At 68.3% G+C, this 17,286-nt stretch carries 17 protein-coding genes and 1 pseudogene; 8 read left to right on the top strand and 10 right to left on the bottom strand.

Annotation, left to right across the window (positions count from 1 at the left end):
* Positions 1–357 precede the first annotated feature (357 nt).
* Positions 358–1,017, top strand: coding sequence for a metallophosphoesterase family protein (locus AOZ13_RS06525; RefSeq protein ID WP_020221844.1), 660 nt, complete (start codon positions 358–360; stop codon positions 1,015–1,017).
* Positions 1,018–1,056: 39 nt separating this feature from the next.
* On the opposite strand, the gene AOZ13_RS06530 is transcribed toward AOZ13_RS06525, so the two are convergent.
* Both AOZ13_RS06530 and AOZ13_RS06535 read right to left on the bottom strand, forming a co-directional pair.
* Positions 1,057–1,689 (bottom strand): hypothetical protein, encoded by a 633-nt coding sequence (locus tag AOZ13_RS06530; protein ID WP_020221843.1) that lies wholly within the window; start codon positions 1,687–1,689, stop codon positions 1,057–1,059.
* A 234-nt stretch (positions 1,690–1,923) separates the two neighbouring features.
* On the bottom strand, positions 1,924–2,790 hold the full coding sequence (locus tag AOZ13_RS06535; protein ID WP_020221842.1) for a sulfurtransferase: 867 nt from the start codon (positions 2,788–2,790) through the stop codon (positions 1,924–1,926).
* Positions 2,791–3,025: 235 nt separating this feature from the next.
* Between AOZ13_RS06535 and AOZ13_RS06540 the strand changes: the two genes are divergently transcribed.
* On the top strand, positions 3,026–3,817 hold the full coding sequence (locus AOZ13_RS06540) for a sulfurtransferase (RefSeq protein WP_020221841.1): 792 nt from the start codon (positions 3,026–3,028) through the stop codon (positions 3,815–3,817).
* Between the two features lie 154 nt (positions 3,818–3,971).
* Positions 3,972–5,093: a thiamine ABC transporter substrate-binding protein gene (locus tag AOZ13_RS06545; protein WP_020221840.1), complete on the top strand. Its 1,122-nt coding sequence runs from the start codon at positions 3,972–3,974 to the stop codon at positions 5,091–5,093.
* Here the strand turns inward: AOZ13_RS06545 and AOZ13_RS15880 are convergent.
* Positions 5,087–5,245, bottom strand: a complete 159-nt coding sequence (locus AOZ13_RS15880) for a hypothetical protein (protein ID WP_234402841.1) — start codon at positions 5,243–5,245, stop codon at positions 5,087–5,089. The two genes, AOZ13_RS06545 and AOZ13_RS15880, sit on opposite strands and share 7 nt — an antisense overlap.
* 17 nt (positions 5,246–5,262) lie before the next feature.
* Between AOZ13_RS15880 and AOZ13_RS06550 the strand changes: the two genes are divergently transcribed.
* A complete protein-coding gene (locus AOZ13_RS06550) occupies positions 5,263–6,879 on the top strand; it encodes an ABC transporter permease (RefSeq protein WP_234402842.1) in 1,617 nt (538 codons plus the stop codon).
* Positions 6,879–7,898 carry an ABC transporter ATP-binding protein gene (locus AOZ13_RS06555; RefSeq protein WP_049933929.1) on the top strand — a complete coding sequence of 340 codons (1,020 nt, stop codon included), beginning with the start codon at positions 6,879–6,881 and terminating at the stop codon, positions 7,896–7,898. Before AOZ13_RS06550 ends, AOZ13_RS06555 begins: the two co-directional genes overlap by 1 nt.
* A gap of 3 nt (positions 7,899–7,901) precedes the next feature.
* Here the strand turns inward: AOZ13_RS06555 and AOZ13_RS06560 are convergent.
* Together AOZ13_RS06560 and codB are read right to left on the bottom strand one after the other, a co-directional pair.
* Positions 7,902–8,578, bottom strand: a pseudogene (locus tag AOZ13_RS06560) (class I SAM-dependent methyltransferase).
* A 76-nt stretch (positions 8,579–8,654) separates the two neighbouring features.
* Entirely contained in the window at positions 8,655–10,055 is a 1,401-nt protein-coding gene (gene codB / locus AOZ13_RS06565; RefSeq protein ID WP_148286696.1) for a cytosine permease, read from the bottom strand.
* Between the two features lie 115 nt (positions 10,056–10,170).
* On the opposite strand from codB, the gene AOZ13_RS06570 reads away from it, so the two are divergent.
* The 3 genes from AOZ13_RS06570 (at position 10,171) to AOZ13_RS06580 (ending at position 12,930) form a co-directional block, all read left to right on the top strand.
* Positions 10,171–11,460, top strand: coding sequence for a cytosine deaminase (locus AOZ13_RS06570; RefSeq protein WP_049933931.1), 1,290 nt, complete (start codon positions 10,171–10,173; stop codon positions 11,458–11,460).
* 235 nt (positions 11,461–11,695) lie between these two features.
* A complete protein-coding gene (locus AOZ13_RS06575) occupies positions 11,696–12,133 on the top strand; it encodes a DUF2391 family protein (RefSeq protein ID WP_020220999.1) in 438 nt (145 codons plus the stop codon).
* A gap of 218 nt (positions 12,134–12,351) precedes the next feature.
* Entirely contained in the window at positions 12,352–12,930 is a 579-nt protein-coding gene (locus AOZ13_RS06580) for a DUF7090 family protein (RefSeq protein WP_020220998.1), read from the top strand.
* Between the two features lie 71 nt (positions 12,931–13,001).
* Here AOZ13_RS06580 and AOZ13_RS06585 read toward each other — a convergent pair whose 3' ends face one another.
* The 5 genes from AOZ13_RS06585 to AOZ13_RS06605 all read right to left on the bottom strand — a co-directional run bounded on the left by AOZ13_RS06585 (position 13,002) and on the right by AOZ13_RS06605 (position 16,843).
* Positions 13,002–13,778 (bottom strand): DUF7089 family protein, encoded by a 777-nt coding sequence (locus tag AOZ13_RS06585; RefSeq protein WP_020220997.1) that lies wholly within the window; start codon positions 13,776–13,778, stop codon positions 13,002–13,004.
* A gap of 141 nt (positions 13,779–13,919) precedes the next feature.
* Positions 13,920–14,909, bottom strand: a complete 990-nt coding sequence (locus AOZ13_RS06590; protein ID WP_020220996.1) for a bile acid:sodium symporter family protein — start codon at positions 14,907–14,909, stop codon at positions 13,920–13,922.
* A gap of 200 nt (positions 14,910–15,109) precedes the next feature.
* Positions 15,110–15,796, bottom strand: a complete 687-nt coding sequence (locus AOZ13_RS06595; protein WP_020220994.1) for a Zn-ribbon domain-containing protein — start codon at positions 15,794–15,796, stop codon at positions 15,110–15,112.
* A gap of 3 nt (positions 15,797–15,799) precedes the next feature.
* Positions 15,800–16,189, bottom strand: a complete 390-nt coding sequence (locus tag AOZ13_RS06600) for a DUF2073 domain-containing protein (RefSeq protein WP_020220993.1) — start codon at positions 16,187–16,189, stop codon at positions 15,800–15,802.
* 6 nt (positions 16,190–16,195) lie between these two features.
* Positions 16,196–16,843, bottom strand: a complete 648-nt coding sequence (locus tag AOZ13_RS06605) for an Era-like GTP-binding protein (protein WP_020220992.1) — start codon at positions 16,841–16,843, stop codon at positions 16,196–16,198.
* Between the last annotated feature and the right edge of the window lie 443 nt (positions 16,844–17,286).

Here is a 17,286-nt window from a genome sequence, read left to right on the forward strand (position 1 = left end):
ACCCATCCCGACTCGTGTCAGGCGGATCCCAGAGTGTGGTCCGCGGCGGCGGAGGGCGTACGTCGGTGGCACCGGGTGAACCGGACCACGTCACGTCGTTCGCATCTATTCCGATGGCCGGGGTGCATAAAATCCCGTCGAACCACCACCCTCCCCGCCACGCTGAATCACGGCACGGCCCGAGCGTTCGCCGGTCGACGTCCGGTCCGGAGGGCGGGCAGTCGTGACTGGTGACGACATCGGTGTTGAGCGTGCGCGTCGTTCGTCCAGCGATCGGTCCCGTGCGTTCGCGAGCGGTGATAGCCGCGAAGACGGGGCGGGGACACCGTTTTGCGACGCCGTCGCGTATCGCGTCGTATGCGCGTTGGGCTTATTTCCGACATTCACGCGAACGAGATCGCGCTGGAGGCGGTGATAGCTGATATGCCGGCCGTGGACGCCCTGCTCTGTGCGGGCGACGTCGTCGGCTACAATCCGTGGCCGTCCGAGTGCGTCGAGTACCTGCGTGAGCGCGACGTTCCGACGGTGACGGGAAACCACGACCGAATGCTCGCGTCGGGACGGAGCTTCGAGGGGAACGGGATGGCGCGGGCGGGGATCACGTACGCCCGGGAGCGCCTCGGCGGGGGCGAGCGCGCGTGGGTCGATGCGCTCCCGCGCGAGCGCGTGGTCTGCGACGGCCGCGTGAAGGTCGTCCACGACCACCCGGAGCGAGTGGATCACTACACGTACCCGCGGGAGTTCTCGTCGGATCTACTGGGGAATGAGGACGTTCTCGTCCTCGGGCACACGCACGTACAGGCCCACCGTGAGTTCGCGAACGGGATCGTCGTGAATCCCGGGAGCGTCGGGCAGCCGCGCGACGGTGATCCGCGCGCGGCGTACGCCGTTCTGGATCTCGACGACCTGTCCATAGAGGAACACCGCGTCAAGTACGACGTGGACGCGGTCGTCGCGGCCGTCGAGGACGCGGGTCTCCCGGCGGGGACGGGGACACGGCTGCGCGAGGGCCGATAAGCGCGACGAGAGCCACCTTCGAGAGGACGCGTTGGTGGCTTAACAGACCGGTTTCGGGTTGACGCCCATCGATTCGAGCTGCTCGGTGTACTCGTCGTAGGCGGCCTGAATGGCCGCATCAGCCGCGTCCTTCGCCGTCTCCCAGTCGGCTTCGTCCTCACAGACCTCGGCGAGGAGGTCGCGTGCGTCGTGGAGCTGTCCCTCCAAGTCGTCCTTGAGGTCGCGGAAGGTGGAAGCAGTCATCGGGTCCGCCTGCCCGGTGAAGAAGCCCGTGTACTGCTCTTTCGATTTCTCGGTGGCAAGGACGCGTCCGACCATCCCGCCGACGCGTTCGACGGTCGTGTCGAGGTCGCGGAGGTAGGCCTGCATCGCGGAGACGTCGTCGCTCGGTTCGTGCTCGCCGAGCTCACCGAGGACCGTCTCGTAGTGCTCGCGCTCCTGGTCGGCGGCGTCGGCGAACGTCTCGCCCGCGGGCGTGTCGGTCCCCTCGTCAGCCGCCCAGTCGGCGAACGTCTCCGCGGCAGCGTGCTCGGCATCCGCAGCGGCGTGCAGCACTTCTTCGGATTCGAGTTCCCCGCCCGTGGCGGCGTAGAGGGACTTCGAGGAGCTGAGGCGGCTGAGCGCGGTGTCGTTGTCCTCGCGGACGGATTCGACGAACTCGTCGGGAGTCATGGGCGGGGATTGGACATCGCGCGGCTAATAACCACCGTCGCCGGCAGTAGTGGCGTTTGGTTGAACGGGAGCAGTAGACTCGGGTAGCAACCACGGAGCGATCGCTGTGCGGTCGTGTCCGCGAACAAAATGAGCGGTTCGCGCGCCCCGAGCGAAGCGAGGGCGCGGGCTTTTTGAACGAGCTTTTCGCACCGAGCGGTCGCCGCAGGCGACCCGAGGTGGAAAAAGGCCGCGTTACTCGCCGGAGCCGGTCTCGATGGGGGCGTCGACGAGGTTGCCCCACTCGGTCCACGAGCCGTCGTAGTTGGTGACGTCGTCGTAGCCGAGCAGTTCGGAGAGCGCGAACCACGCGATCGAGGAGCGCTCGCCGATGCGGCAGTAGGTGACGACCTCCTGATCGTTCTCGACGCCTTCGTCACCGTAGAGTTCCGCCAGTTCCTCTTCGGACTTGAAGCGGCCGTCCTCCTGCACCGTCGCGGCCCACGAGATGTTCTGTGCGCCGGGGACGTGGCCGCCCCGCTGGGCGGTCTCCTGCAGTCCGGGCGGCGCGAGGATCTCGCCACTGAACTCCTCGGGCGAACGGACGTCGACGAGCGGGATGCCGCGCTCGATCGCGTTCTCGACGTCGTCGCGGTAGGCGCGAATGGACTCGAAGGGACCGCGTGCGGTGTAGTTCACGGAGTCGAACTCGGGGACCTCGTCCGTGGTCGGGTAGCCCTCTTCGAGCCAGTAGTCGCGGCCGCCGTCGAGGATCTTGACGTCCTCGTGGCCGAAGTACTTGAACTGCCAGTAGGTGTAGGCGGCGAACCAGTTGGAGTTGTCACCGTAGAGGACGACCGTGGAGTCCTCGCTGATGCCGTGCTCGCCGAGCAGCGTCGCGAAGTCCTCCTTCGAGAGGATGTCGCGCTGTGTCTGGTCCTGAAGCTGGGTCTCCCAGTTGAAGCCGATGGCGCCGGGGGCGTGCTCCTCGTCGTACGCTTCGGTGTCGACGTCGACCTCGACCAGTCGATAGCCGGGGTCGTCGCTCTCGAACTCGTCGAGGTTGGACTCGACCCAGTCCGCGCTGACGAGAACGTCGTTGGCGTAGTCGTCGTCTACCATACGCGACGTTTGCGACCCCATACATATAATGGTGCGTACCCGTGCAGGTTCCCCCGCCCCTGCCGACTCCGTGCAGATATTACCGCTATCGGTGGCATCGAGCGGACGTCGTGCGATCGACCGCGCCCGAAAGAAGTAGCTTTCGCTGGTTTCTGTGACCGCATCTGTGTGCTACCACCGACCATACGAGACGGGACCCGAAGCGGTAACCTCCCGGCCGGCGTAGTCGGGGGCAATGGACGAGGACGTCATCGTCTCCGCGGAGTGGCTGGACGCGCACAGGGAGGACCCGAACGTCGTCGTCGTGGACGTCCGCGACGCGTGGGAGTACGACGGCATCGGGCACGTTCCGGGCGCCGTCAACGTCCCATTCGACGCCTTCCGCGGCGGCGGCGAGGAGGGGATGCTCCCGCCCGAGGGGGAGTGGGCCGCGCTCCTCGGCGAGCGCGGAATCGACGAGACCACCACCGTCGTCGCGTACGACGACACGCACGGCGTCTTCGCGGCGCGCTTCCTCGTCACCGCGCTGCTCTACGGACACGACGACCTCCACCTGCTCGACGGCGACTACTCGGCGTGGATGCGGGAACACGAGACCGGCACCGAAGCGCCGGAGGTCGAAGAGACGACGTACGCGGTCGAGCGCCCCGCGGACTCGCCGCTCGTCACCATCGAGGACGTGGCGGCCGCGATGGACGAGGAGAACGCGGTCATCGTCGACACGCGGGAGCCCGCGGAGTACGCGGAGGGCCACATCCCGAGCGCGGTGAACCTCGACTGGAAGGAGGTCGTCGACGAGGAGACGCGGGGGCTGAAAGACCGGGAGGCGGTCGCGGGGATCTTCGCATCGAAGGGCGTCACGCCCGAGAAGCACGTCGTCCTCTACTGCAACACGGCGCGACGGATCAGCCACACGTTCGTCGTGCTGCGGTGGCTCGGCTATCCGAACGTCTCCTTCTACGAGGGGAGCCTCACGGAGTGGAAGGCGGCGGATCGACCGCTCGAATCGGGCGACGCGGACGACTAGGTCCTGTACTTGCCTTCCTCGTCAGGGAGGCGAGCCGATTCGACGAGGGGGGCGGCCGCGAGCGGCCCGACGATCGGGAAGAACTGGAGGACGGTGCCGCGATCGTACGCGCGGACCGACAGCTACGAGTACGACCGAGTATGACAACCACGTAGTGAAGCGACGGGACTACCTGCGGGCGGCCGGTGCGACGGGCGCGTTCGCCCTCGCCGGCTGCACGGGCGACGGCGAGTCCGGGAGCGATGGGACGGTCACGACGAGCGCGACGAACGCGACGTCGGGGACGGCGTCCGGGTCGCGGACGCTCACCGTCGCGACGTACCCCACCTACGTCGGCGACGAGAGTTCGCCGGGCGCGTGGCTCAAAGAGCACTTCGAGACCGCACACGACGGCGTCACCGTCGAGTGGACGACGCCGTCGACGGGATCGTCGAGCATCAACGAGTACGTCCAGCGCGCGAAGCAGGGAGCGAGTATCGACGCCGACGTCTACGTCGGGCTGAACACGGACGAACTCGTTCGGGTCGACCGCGAACTCGACGACCGGCTCTTCGCGAACGTCGGCGACGACCTCTCGCACGCCGGCGACGTGAAGGACGAGCTCTCGATCGATCCGCGGGGGCGCGCGCTCCCCTACGACACGGGGTACATCACGCCCGTCGTCGACGCGACGACGCTCGACGTCGTGCCCGAGACGTTCGACGACCTGCTGGCGTCGCGATATCGGGGCGACCTCCTGATGGAGAACGCCCAGAGCGCGGACACGGGGAAGGCATTCCTCCTCCACACGATCCACGAGAAGGGCGCGGACGGCTATCTCGACTACTGGCGGGATCTCCTCGACAACGACGTCCGCGTTCTCGACACGTGGAAGGCCGCGTACAACGCCTACACGAAGGGCGAAGCCCCGATGGTCGTCTCGTACTCGAACGATCAGGTGTACGCCGCGAACGAGGGCGAGGACCTCGAGAAGTACGAGATCGCCTTCCTGAACGACGAGGGGTACGCGAACCCCGAGAGTGCGGCCGTCTTCGCCGACAGCGACGTCCCCGATCTCGCGCGCGCGTTCGTCGACTTCATGCTCTCGCCGGACGCACAGGACGTGATCCCGCAGCGCAACTACGAGTTCCCCGCGACGACCACGGGATCGCTCTCCGGGAGCTACGCGAAGTACGCGCAGACGCCGCCGACCCCCGTGACATTCACGTACGACGAGCTCGCGGGGAACGTCACGGAGTGGATCGAACAGTGGGCACGACTGGTCGCGAGTCACTGATCCGACGGTCCGGCGTCGTCGCGCGAGCGTACGCCGTCGCGGACGCGGTGGGCGCGCGCGGGGCGTTTCTCGCGACGTGCGTCGTCCTCCTCGTCGTCTTCTACTACCCCGTCGGCACCGTCCTCGCCGCGGCGGTCACCAGCGGCGGACACCTCTCGATCGCGCCGCTGTGGGCGACGCTCACCGACCCGTTCTACTTCGGCGCACTCGCGGGCGCCTCGCGAACCCGGCGGGTGCCCCGGACGCTATCGTCGGGTGGGTCCGGGCGGGTTTCCCCGCGGTCCGAACCGGTCTCTTCGGCTTCACCGCCTACCTCGCGGTCCTCGGCACCGGAGGGGCCGTCCTCGTCGGTCTCCCCGGCGCGTACGTCCTCGCGCGCTACGAGTTCAGGGGACGAGAGACGATTCGCTCGCTCACCGTGGTCCCGTTCGTCCTCCCGGCGATCATGGTCGCGGTCGGGTTCACGGCGATGTTCGGCACGCACGGCGCGCTCAACGACCTGCTCGGCGTCGTCGGTCTCCACCTCACCGTGGCGTTCGATCTGCCGCTCGTCGTCGCCGCACTCACCTTCTACAACGCGCCGCTCGTCACGCGCTTCGTCGTCGCCGCCGCCGACACCGTGGACGCGCGCGCGGTCGAGACGGCCCGCACCCTCGGCGCGCCGCGCTGGCGGGCGTTCCTCGACGTCGTCGCCCCCCAACTGCTCCCCACCTTCCTCGCCGCGGTCCTGCTCGTCTTCGTCTTCGACTTCATGGCGTTTCCCATCGTCCTCGCCTTGGGAGGGTTGCAGCTCGCCACGGTCGAGGTGTGGATCTACTCGCTGGTCTCGAACCTCGATCTCACCGAGGCGGCGTCGCTCGCCGTCCTCGAGGCGGCGATCACGCTCACGCTCACCTACGTCTACCTCCGGTACGAGCGCGGTGGCGGAGCCGGCACCGCGAGCGCGACTGTCGAGCGCGTCCCGCTCGTCGGTCCGCCGAGCGCCGGACGGCTCCTCGCCGCCGCCTACGCTCTCGTCGCGCTCGTTCTCTACGTCGGCCCGCTCGCGAGCATGATCGCGGAGAGCCTCACGCGCGCGGGATCGCTCTCGACGGCGAACTACGCGTTCCTCCTCGCCCAACAGCTGGGATCCGGGGGGACGCGCCCGACGGTCGCCGTCTCGAACAGCCTCGTCTTCGCGGTCGGCGCCGTCGCGATCGCCGTCCCGATGGGCGTCAGCGTCGCCGTCGTCACGTCGGACAAGGGGCGTCTCCGCCGCCTCGCCGGCGCGCTCCTCATGGCACCGCTCGCCGTCAGCGGCGTCGTCACCGGTATCGGTCTCCTACAGGGGCTCGTCTTCGGCGTCGACGTCCTCGGGTATCACCTCTCGGTGACGGGGCCCGTCGCCATCGTGGCGGCGCACGCCGTCGCCGGCTACCCGTTCGTCGTGCGCAACGTCGCGCCCCTGCTCGCGCGCGTCGAGGGCGATCTCGTCGCCGCCGCGCGCACTCTCGGTGCCGGTCCCGCGCGGGCGTTCCGCGACGTCACGCTCCCGCTCGTCGCGCCGGGCGTCGTCGCCGGCGCCGCGTTCGCGTTCGCCGTCAGCGTCGGCGAGTTCAACGCGACTATCGTCCTCGCGCGCGACGGGGCGACGTACACGATGCCGATCGCCCTCGAGCGCTACCTCTCGAACCCCTCCATCGGTCCGTATCTCGGGCCTGCGGCTGCGATGGGTACCGTCCTGCTCGTCGTCACCGCGGCGAGCTTCGTCGTCGTCGAACGCCTCGGCGGGCGGTGGGAGGGGTGATGGTGCGCCTCGAACTGTCTGGCGTCCGGAGGACGTACGGCGACGTGGCGGCGCTGCGCGGGATCGACCTCGGCGTGCGCGACGGGGAGTTCTTCACGCTCGTCGGCCCGTCAGGATGCGGGAAGACCACGACGCTGCGCTGCATCGCGGGGCTGGAGACGCCGGACGCGGGCGCGATCCGCTTCGGCGACACGGACGTCTCGGACGTCCCCCCGGAGGCGCGCGGCGTCGGCGTCGTCTTCCAGCACTACGCGCTCTTCCCGACGATGACGGTACGCGAGAACGTCGCGTACGGTCTCCGATTCGACCCGCCCGACGGCTCGGTGGACGAGCGCGTGGCGGCGATGCTCGATCTCGTCGATCTCGCGGGGATGGGTGATCGGGACCCGGACGAACTCTCCGGCGGCCAGCGACAGCGCGTCGCGCTCGCCCGCGCGCTCGCGCCAGCGCCCGACGTCCTCCTCCTCGACGAACCGCTCTCGTCGCTCGACGCGCGCCTGCGCGATCGGTTGCGCCTCGAACTGAAACGCGTCCAGCGCGAACTCGGCGTGACGACGGTGTACGTGACGCACGATCAGGCGGAGGCGCTCGCGGTGAGCGACCGCCTCGCCGTCGTGCACGACGGGCGCATCGCGCAGGTCGGCGAACCGGAGGCGGTGTACGACGGGCCGGAAACGCGCTTCGTCGCCGAGTTCCTCGGCGAGAACAACTGCCTCGACGGGCGGGCGGTTGGAGGCGAAACGGAGGGGTCGCTCGTGCGCGCGGGGGAGACCGAGTTCGCCGTCACCGGCGATCACCGCGGGCCGGTGACGCTCTGTGTACGGCCGGAATCGCTGGACGTGAACGCCTCACACAATCAGTTCGACGCGCGCGTCCGCGACGTCGAGTTCCTCGGCGACGGCTATCGGGTGCACTTCGAGTGGAACGGTCGGGACGTCGTCGCACGCCTCGACGACGCGCCGACGGGGTCGGTGACGCTCGGCTTCGATCCCGCGGACGCCGTCGTGTTGGAGCGCTAGCCGCTACGGCGCGACGCCGACGGTGAGCAGCGTTCCCCAGCGGCGGTAGCGCTCGACCATCGCCTCGCGCGTCTCGAAGCCTCGTGGGGGAAAGCCGACTCGTCGGGGATCTCGATCTCGCGGTCGGGGACGGTGTCCTGTTCGGCGACGTGGAGACCGGCCTCGCGGAAGGCCTCGCGGTACTCCCCGCGCGACCAGCGCGTCATCTCCACGCCGATGTCGGCCTGCCAGCCGTGCGAGTGGACGTTCTCCTCGTAGTAGTTCACCGCGCAGTAGAAGGTCCCGCCGGGCCGGAGGACGCGACGCACCTCCTCGAGGGTGTGGGCGGGATCGGGCGCGTAGTAGAAGGCCTCCATCGAGAAGACGTGATCGACGCTGTCGTCGGCGAACGGGAGGTCGTCGAAGTCGCCGACGACGTAGCCGATCGCGGGATCGTCGGTGTACGAGCGGGCGTTGCGCGCCATCGCCGGGGCGCCGTCGAGACCGTAGGCCCGCCCGATATCGCGTTCGCGGAGCGCGCGCAGGGCGTACCCCGATCCCGTCCCGAGGTCGAGAACGGTGTCGCCCGCCTCGACCGGCATCCGCGCGAGGACGTGTTTCGCGGTGTGCCAGTGTCGGTCCTCCATGCCCCTATCGCGGCCCGAGGCCGCCCACTCGTCGAACTCCTCGCGGACGCTCATATGGGGGATGGACGTCCGTGGCGGGCTAAAGCGGTTCGGAAGCGCGCTCCGATCACGGCCCCTGACTCGTGGTCGTCTAGGACTCGTGCGTGTACGACGCGTTCGAGGCGACGTCGTGCGTCGTCGCAAGCCCCGGGCGTTCGAGCGCGTAGTAGCCGAGGACGTGCGCGACGATGGCGACGAGGATGCCGTTCAGCGCCGGGATTCCGGGGAGAACGCTCGGGGCGGTGACGCCCGGGATCACCGATCCGGCGGTGAGGACGGCGCCGAGACAGCCGAGGACGTACGCGGCGACGGGAACGGGTCGCAGGACGGCGAAGGAGACGTCCGCCATCCGGGGGACGCGGAGGCGCCAGCGGACGAGGAAGTCGGCGATGACGACGCCGCCGAGCGGCGGGACGTAGGTGCCGAGGACGTTCAACCACGGGACGAGGAGGCTCGACGCGCCGAGGAGCGCGAGGACGATGCCCACGAATCCGCCCGCGAGGACGAACGGGCGCTTGCGCTCGTGGTCGAACGCCTCGCTCCCGGCGACGCCGAACGCGTACGCGGAGTTGTCGTTCGTCGTCCAGATGTTGAGGATCAACGCGATGAGACCGACGGTGGCGAGGCCCTGTGCGGCGAGTACCTCGTAGAGGTCGCCGCCGGTGCCGGCGTAGACGGCGCCGCCGACCGCGCCGCTGAGGAAGAGGAAGCCGTTTCCGAGGAGGAAGGCGATGAGTCCCGCCCAGAAGGCCACCCGCGAGTTCTCGGCGAAGCGCGCCCAGTTCGGCGCCTGCGTACCGCCGCTGACGAACGTGCCGACGACGACGGTGACCGCCGCGCCGAACGTCATGGCCGTCCCCGAATCGCCCGCGACGTGCAAGAGCGCCGAGACGCCGCCGACGTCACCGGCCGCGATGTACGTGGAGACGAGGCCGACGATGACGAGGACGGGGACGGCGACGAACGAGAGCTTCTCCATGCCGTCGTAGCCGACGTAGGCGCTGGAGAGGTGGAGCACTCCCCAGACGACGGTGAGCGCGGCGACCCACGTCGGGGTGTTGACGCCGAAGTAGGAGGCGGTCGGGACGGCGACCATCGGGATCGTGACGCCGAACCAGCCGACCTGCGTCCCACCGAGGAGGAGGTCGGCCCACTTCGCGCCCGCCGAGCCGAACGTGTAGCGCGCGAGCAAGACGGTCGTGAGACCGGCGCGCGCAGCGATGAGACAGAGCACGGCGACGTAGACGCCGAGGATGGCGTAGCCGACGGCCATCACGGAGAGGGTCCGCTGCATGCCGATGGCCGCACCGACCTCCGCGCCGGACCACATCGTGCCCGCGAAGAAGACGAATCCCAACAGCACCGCCGAGATGCTGAGGAGGTCGCGGCGCTCGCTTCGGGGGACGTGATCCACCGGCCAGTCCGGATCCGCGAGCCCCTCTTCACCCAGTACCGCGCGTCGCAACAGCCGTTGCCATGACGTATCGGCCATAGTGTGCTACTAACGTAGCACACCTGAGACGGGTAAACGGTATCGGTCCGTCACGTCGAGGACGCATTGGCTCTCGAACAGCACGCTTTTGCGCGAGAAACGTGACCGTTCGTACATGAGCGATGACTACCTCGTGACGGATGCGACGACGCGCGACGGGGAGCGCGTGGACGTCGTCGTCCGCGACGGCCGGATCGACGCCGTGCGGACAGTGGGAGAGACCGATCCGGGCGCGTTCGACGAGCGCGACACGTTCGACGCCGACGGCCGACTCGTGACGCCGCCGTTGATCGAGCCGCACATCCACCTCGACGCGACGCTGACCGCGGGCGACCCGCGATGGAACGAGTCGGGGACGCTCGCCGAGGGCATCGACGTCTGGGCCGAGCGGAAGGCGTCGGTGACGAAGGCGGACGTGAAGGAACGCGCGACGGAGGCGATCGACTGGCTCGTGAGCCACGGTATCACGCGCGTCCGCACGCACGCGGACACGACCGAGGCGTCCCTCGTCGGCGTCGAGGCGCTCTGCGAGCTTCGCGAGGAACTCGACGTCGTCGACCTACAGGTCGTCGCGTTCCCGCAGGACGGTGTCTTCACGGCACCCGAGCACGAGGACCGCCTGCGCGACGCCGTCGAGATGGGCGTCGACGTGATCGGTGGCATCCCGCACAACGAGCACACGCGCGAGGACGGCGTGCGGGACGTGCGAACGGCGGTCGACCTCGCGGAGCGCCACGACCTGCCGCTCGATCTCCACATCGACGAGACGGACGATCCCGGCTCGCGCTTCACCGAAGTGCTCGCGAGCGAAGCCCTGAAACGCGGTATGGGCGAGCGGACGACCGCGAGCCACACGACCGCGATGCACTCCTATCCGAACGCCTACGCGGACAAGGTGATCTCGCTGCTCGCGGAGAGCGGCGTGAGCGTCGTCACGAACCCGCCGGACAACTCGGTCCTGCAGGGGAGCTACGACGACTACCCCCGGCGGCGGGGCCACACCCGCATCGACCAGCTACGCGAGGCGGGCGTCACGGTCGGGATCGGGCACGACTCCGTCGTCGATCCGTGGTATCACTACGGCGTCGGCGATCAGCTCGACGCCGCGTTCGTCCTCCTGCACTACGCGCACATGGCGGGCCACGACGACGTCGGCGCGATCTGGGAGATGCTCACGACGGCGAACGCCGAGGTGGTCGGCGCCGGCGCGGAGTACGGACTCGAAGCGGGTGCCGAGGGATCGCTCGTCGTCCACGACGCGCGTTCGCCCTTCGACGCGCTCCGGAAACGCGCGCCGCGTCTCCGCGTCGTGAAGGCGGGACGCGAAGTCGCGCGGACCGACCCCGCGACGCACACCGTCACGCGGGGCGGCGAGACCCGCGACGTGACCTACGATCGGCCGTAGGGGACACCCACACGCGATCCGGCCATAGGAGCCGCACACGCGATTCGACCGTAGGAGGCGCACACACGCGATTCGACCGTAGGTGGCGCACGCACGCGATTCGATCGTAGGTGGCGCACACACGATTCGACCGTAGGTGGCCAATCGAGACGTGGCGGGGGAACCTCAGCGCGTTCGTCGTCGCCCGCGGACGCACGGGGGAACATTCAATCGCGGGCGAGCCGACGACCCACGTATGGTCGGACGCAGCAAGCGCTACGCGATCGCGGACACTGCCCAGCAGGTCGTGGGCGGCTTCCTCCTCGCCGGGCCGTTCGTCGTCACCGCCGAGGTGTGGGAACTCGCGAGCCGGATGCACTGGTATCACGTCCTCGTGACGCTCGCGCTCGTCGCCGCCATCGGCTACGGCGCGCTCTACGAGGCCGATGACGACCGCGACCCCGAGCGCGAAGCGGAGGTGGGTGGCGTCCCCGTCCGCTTCGTCTCGCTGATGGCGGTCGCCTTCGGCTCCGTGCTCGTTCTCGCGCTCGCCTTCCACGCGCCGGCGACGTTCGCGGCCGACCTCGACCTCGGCGTCGGGCCGGTCGGTCTCGCGCTCTTCACGCTGAAAGCGACGAGCGTCGGGGCGGTGTTCAGCGTGGTCGGCGCCGCGACCGCCGATAGCGTCTTCTGAGGCGCGCGGCGCCGACATCGTCGGCGTTCACGAGACCTGTGGTCTCGTGAGCCAGTCGGGACGCACGCGTTCCGACGCTGCCGCGACCGCCGATAGCGTCTTCTGAGGCGGGGACGGCGTCTTCGGCGAGCGGTTCGTCGTCGGCGTCTTCGGTGGGCAATCGATCGGAGTGGTACGGGATCACCCACCTCTAAGTCGGTGCCACACACGTACCGGATATGGACTACCGGCTGGCGATCGACGGCGCTCCGGAGACGATCCCGGGCGGCACCGCCGTTCTCCTCCTCCACCCGAGCACGGGCGAGACGGACCGCATCGACACGGACTTCCTCAAGACCGACACGGACTCCTTCCTCGTCATCTCCACGCGGACCACCGCCCGCGAAGTCATGCAGAAACTCGACCACTACGACGTCGACGAGACGAGCGCGAAGATCCTCGATACGCTCTCCGTCGATCGGGGCTACTCCCGGCGGAGCGCCGAGAACATCCGCTATGTCTCCTCGCCGGACGACGTGGACGGCATCCTCACCGTCACCGATGAGTTCCTCGCCGACACGGAGGGGAAACGACGGGTCAGTTTCGACTCGATCACCGAGCTCGCGTACTACGCCGACGACGAGCGCGCCATCGACGCCCTCGACCGCCTCACGCGTCTCTTGGAGACGTCCGACGCCGTCGGTCTCTTCCACGTCTCCACGGAGGTCCACGACGCCGAGACGATCGATCGCTTCCGCGACCTCTGCGACGGCGTCCTCGACCTCCACGAGGACGGCGGTCTCGACGTCGACTTCTAGCGACCCCCGGCATTTCGAGTGGACGACGCGGATCGAGCGGGCCGATCACACAACAACGACGCCACGGACCGTCACTCGAACACGCGCTCGGCCCACGCGACCGCGTAGCTCGCACCGTGCTCGCGGTACGCGGGATCATCGAGCGCGTCGAAGGGCGCGGGGAGATCGAGATCGTGCTTGACGCCCGCGGCGGCGAGTTCCGCCGCATCCGCGAACTGCGTCTCACCGCTCGCGACCGCGCGTCCGAGCCCGTCGAGACGGGGTTGGAGACGCTCACCCGCGTCCGCCCACGCGTCGTGGAGCGACCCGCGCTCCCCGGCATCCGCCCACCCCGCGAAGACCCCACGGGTGTGGAGACCGAGGTGGGCGTCGTAGACCGCGAGCGCGATCTGGTAGGTGGTCGTCGGGTCGGTCGGCGTCGCCGCCGCGAAGTCGGCGTACGAATCGCAGAAGAACCCGAGGAAGTGCTCGGGGAGGTCGAGACCGACCTGCACGAGCGCCTCGGCGACGAGGAACGCGACGAAGTCGTCGGGCGAGCCCTCGACGCGCGGTTTCACGAGGACGATCGGCGGATCGGTCTGTGTCGTCCACGCGACGCTCCCGTCACCGGGGGCGCCGACGACGACGTCGTCACCGACGAGGCGATCGAGGATCTCAGGGTGGTCAGCGGGGAGCCACCGGGGCGAGTAGCCCCGCGGTTCCACGTCGTCGACGACCATCGTGAGGTCGGTGAGCGCCGCCGTCGGGAGCACTTCGAAGTCGCGCTCGGTATCGTAGACGAGCGCGTCGGGAGCGCGCGCGTCGCGGACCGCGGCGACATCGGCGCGGAGGTCGCGTTCGTCGAACACGCGTCAGGCCATCGCGTTGGCGATGAGAGCGAGCGAGGCGATAGCCGACAGGCCGACGACAGTGAGGACGATCTTGGTAGCCGAGCTCATAGCCGATCGTCCGACCCGGATGCACTTAAAATCGGGCAGTTCGTCCCGACCTCAGTCGGCGCTCTCGGGAGCGGCGCGCTCGCCGGACGTGGGATCACCCCGCGAGGAGAAGAAGGAGGCGAGTCCGGGTCCGGTGACGTTGTGCCAGACGCTGAAGAGCGCGGGCGCGAGCGCGACGAGACCGCCGCCGAAGTGGGCGGTGGCGAGCGCGACGGCGAGACCGGAGTTCTGGAGACCGACCTCGAAGGTCACGGCGCGCACGCGGTCCTCGCTCATCCCGCTCGCGCGCCCGACGAGGTTCCCAGCGGTGAGACCGATGCCGTTGTGGAGGACGACGGCGGCGATCGCGGCCGCGGCCGCCCCGAGGATGACCCCCTTGTTTCCGGCGACGACCGCGGCGACGATCGCGACGATCGCAGCGACGGAGATCGTCGGGAAGACCGTCAGTCCGACCTCGGCGGCGCGTGGCGCGTACCGATCGAGGAGGTAGCGCAGCGCGAACCCGGCGAGGACGGGGATGAAGACGACCTGCACGATGCTGGTGAACAGCGACACGAACGTGACGTCGACACTCTGTCCCGCGAGCGCGAGCACCCACGCGGGCATCAGAATCGGGGCGGTGAGCGTCGTCACCGTCGTGATCGAGACGGAGAGCGCGACGTCGCCCTTCCCGAGATACGTCATGACGTTCGACGCCGTACCACCGGGAGCGGCGCCGACGAGGACGACCCCGAGCGCAAGTTCCGAGGGAAGCCCGAGAACGATCGTGAGCGCGTACGCGGCGAGCGGCATCACGAGCCACTGCGTGACGGCGCCAATCCCGACGTCGCGGGGACGCTCGACGATTCGGCGGAAGTCCTCCGGGAGGAGCGTCAGCCCCATCCCGAGCATGATCAGTCCGAGCAGCGGCGTGATATACGGGGAGATCGGCGTGAAGTACGCCGGGGCGTACAGCGCCAGCGCCGCGAGGAGGACGACCCAGACGACGAAGAACTTGTTCGCGTACGAGGCAATCGTCTCCAAGTAGTCGAGCGCGCTCACGCGCACTCACCTCGGGAGTGAGACATTAACACCCGTTTCAGCGAGGCCTATAAAAGCGTGACTATTCGGTCATGTCGTTCGACGAGACCGAGACGTCGAATCGCGTCGGTCAACGGGATCGAAACCGTCGAAAATCGACGCGCGTTCGGACGCGTCTCGCGTCGCGAGAGCGCGGATAGCGCGCACCTGCCGTGGAGGCGTCACTCGTCGCGTGACTCCGCGCCGGCGAAGGTCTCGGGCACCTCGATGACGTAGCGGCCGTTCTCTTGGAGCGCGATGATGTACTCCTCGCGGTCGTAGAGTTCCATCAAGTTGAGTTCGTACTGCCCGGGCGCGAGCACCTTGATCGACTCGAACTGCTCGTTGAGTTCCTCGCGGAGCGCCGCCATGTCCGGTTCCTCGGCGTCCGCGTCCGGTTCCTTGACGACGCGGCCCTCGCTCGGCGGGCTCTCGGGAAGGTCGTCCGAGGTGACCATCTCGCTACGGGCCGAGGCCTGTGCGGCGTCCTCGGCCTCGCTCTCAGTGGGGGAGTCCGCGTCGGCCGGCGCGCGAGCGAGGCCGTCACTCGTGTCCGGCACGTCACCGGCCGGTTCGTCGGGAGTGCCCCCCGTTTCGGGTGCGTCGTCGCCGGCAGGCGCGTCGTCATCGCGCGGTTCGTCGTCGCTCACGAAGTCGCGGACGGTCGCCGCGGCCTTCCCGACCGCGGAGGAAACGCCGGCGTCCGAGCGGTCGGGAGGGGACACGTCTCCGTCGCCGACGTCGGCGTCATCGGGGATCTCGCCCGGGTGGAACTGGAACTTGTTCCCGCCACACTCCGGACAGCCGGAGAGCATCTCCTTCGATCCGTCCGCGAACGTGTGCCCGCAGTTCGTACACTGGTGGGGCATCCGTTACTTCCTCTTGAGGAGCGCGCTGATCAGCGTCTCGTCCTTGTGAAGCGACTGGATCTGGTTCGCCGGCCCGATGACCGTGAGCTTCGCAGGGTCCTCCTCCTTCCCCATGAGACGACCCAAAAATCCGGACTCCTTCGTCTCGCTGCGCGGGAAGGACTCGATTTCAATGCCGGTGAACCCATCGGGGTTGATCTCGGTCATCGTCACCTCGATGAGCTTCGACTCCTCGTCCGGCGTCAGCCCCTGCTCGAGAACGACGATGTCGCCGTCGTGGACGGAGTCGAGGATCATCCGGATCTTCTCCATCGAGGTCTTCCCCTCCATGCGCTCGGCGCTGATGAGGTCGAGCTGCACGCCGTCGTCCGTCTCCGGATCCTGTTCAGCCATGCGGGCTCACCCGAACTTCTCCGCGATGTGGTCGTACACCTCATCCATGTTGTCGCCCTCGAGCGCGGAGAGTTCGATCGTCTCGTGCTGGGGGAAGGCGTTGCGGATGCGCTGGACGTTGGAGTCCTCGAGATCGGTCTTGTTGGCAAGGATGAGCACCGGCAGGTCACGGCTCTCGATGATGCCGATGAGCATCGTGTTCACCTGCGTGAAGGGGTCGGTGGTCGAGTCGAGGACGTAGATGACGCCATCGACGTCCTCGCGGAGCCAGTGCATCGCCTCCGCGACGCCCTCGGTGGCCTCCCGGGATCGCCGGACAGCCTCCTCTTTTTCCATGTCGTGATCGAGGAACTCCTCGTAGTCGACCTTCGTCGTCACGCCCGGCGTGTCGACGATGTCGATGGAGACCGTGTGGCCATCACGCTCGATCTCGACGTTCTCCTTGCGCCGCGCGCGTCGTGTCTCGTGGGGAATGTGGCTCTCGGGCCCGACGGCGTCGCCGGTCCAGTCGCGGGCGATGCGGTTGGCGAGCGTGGTCTTCCCGGCGTTCGGCGGGCCGTAGATGCCGATCCGCTTCGGGTCCTCGCTCTCGCCGGCGAACAGCTTCGCCGTGACCGCCGAGATGCTGTCCCTGAGGTCTGCGAACAGTCCCATCCTCTATCTCTGATTACGGTACGAGTGCCCAGACGGGAATAGTTGACGCAGCGCCGGATACTCCCGCGATCACTCGTGATACCCCTACCGACCCGGGGGGATGACTTAAACTTACGTCAGACGACGGATCGTGTGTGGGAGTTCGGAGGAGGGATGGTTTCGAGATGGGGGGACTACTCGACGACCCCCCACCCCTTTGTTTCGAGTGGAGAGTGAGAATGAGAGGGGTGGGGGGAGGGGGAGGCGGATAGATTCGCGGGAAGAAATGTAACTATCAAGACATTCACCACACGTAATATTCTTTTTTAGCTAGTTTGCGGATACTGTTTCTTAGCTACCCTCTTAGTCTTTTCTCTTATCTAGAGACTCATCCCGTCCACTCCCCCCACCCCTACTTGGCAGCGGTCCACTCGAAACGAAGGGGTGGGGGGGTTCCGCCGGAT

It is taken from the genome of Halarchaeum acidiphilum MH1-52-1, from assembly GCF_000474235.1.
Taxonomy (GTDB): Archaea; Halobacteriota; Halobacteria; order Halobacteriales; family Halobacteriaceae; genus Halarchaeum; species Halarchaeum acidiphilum.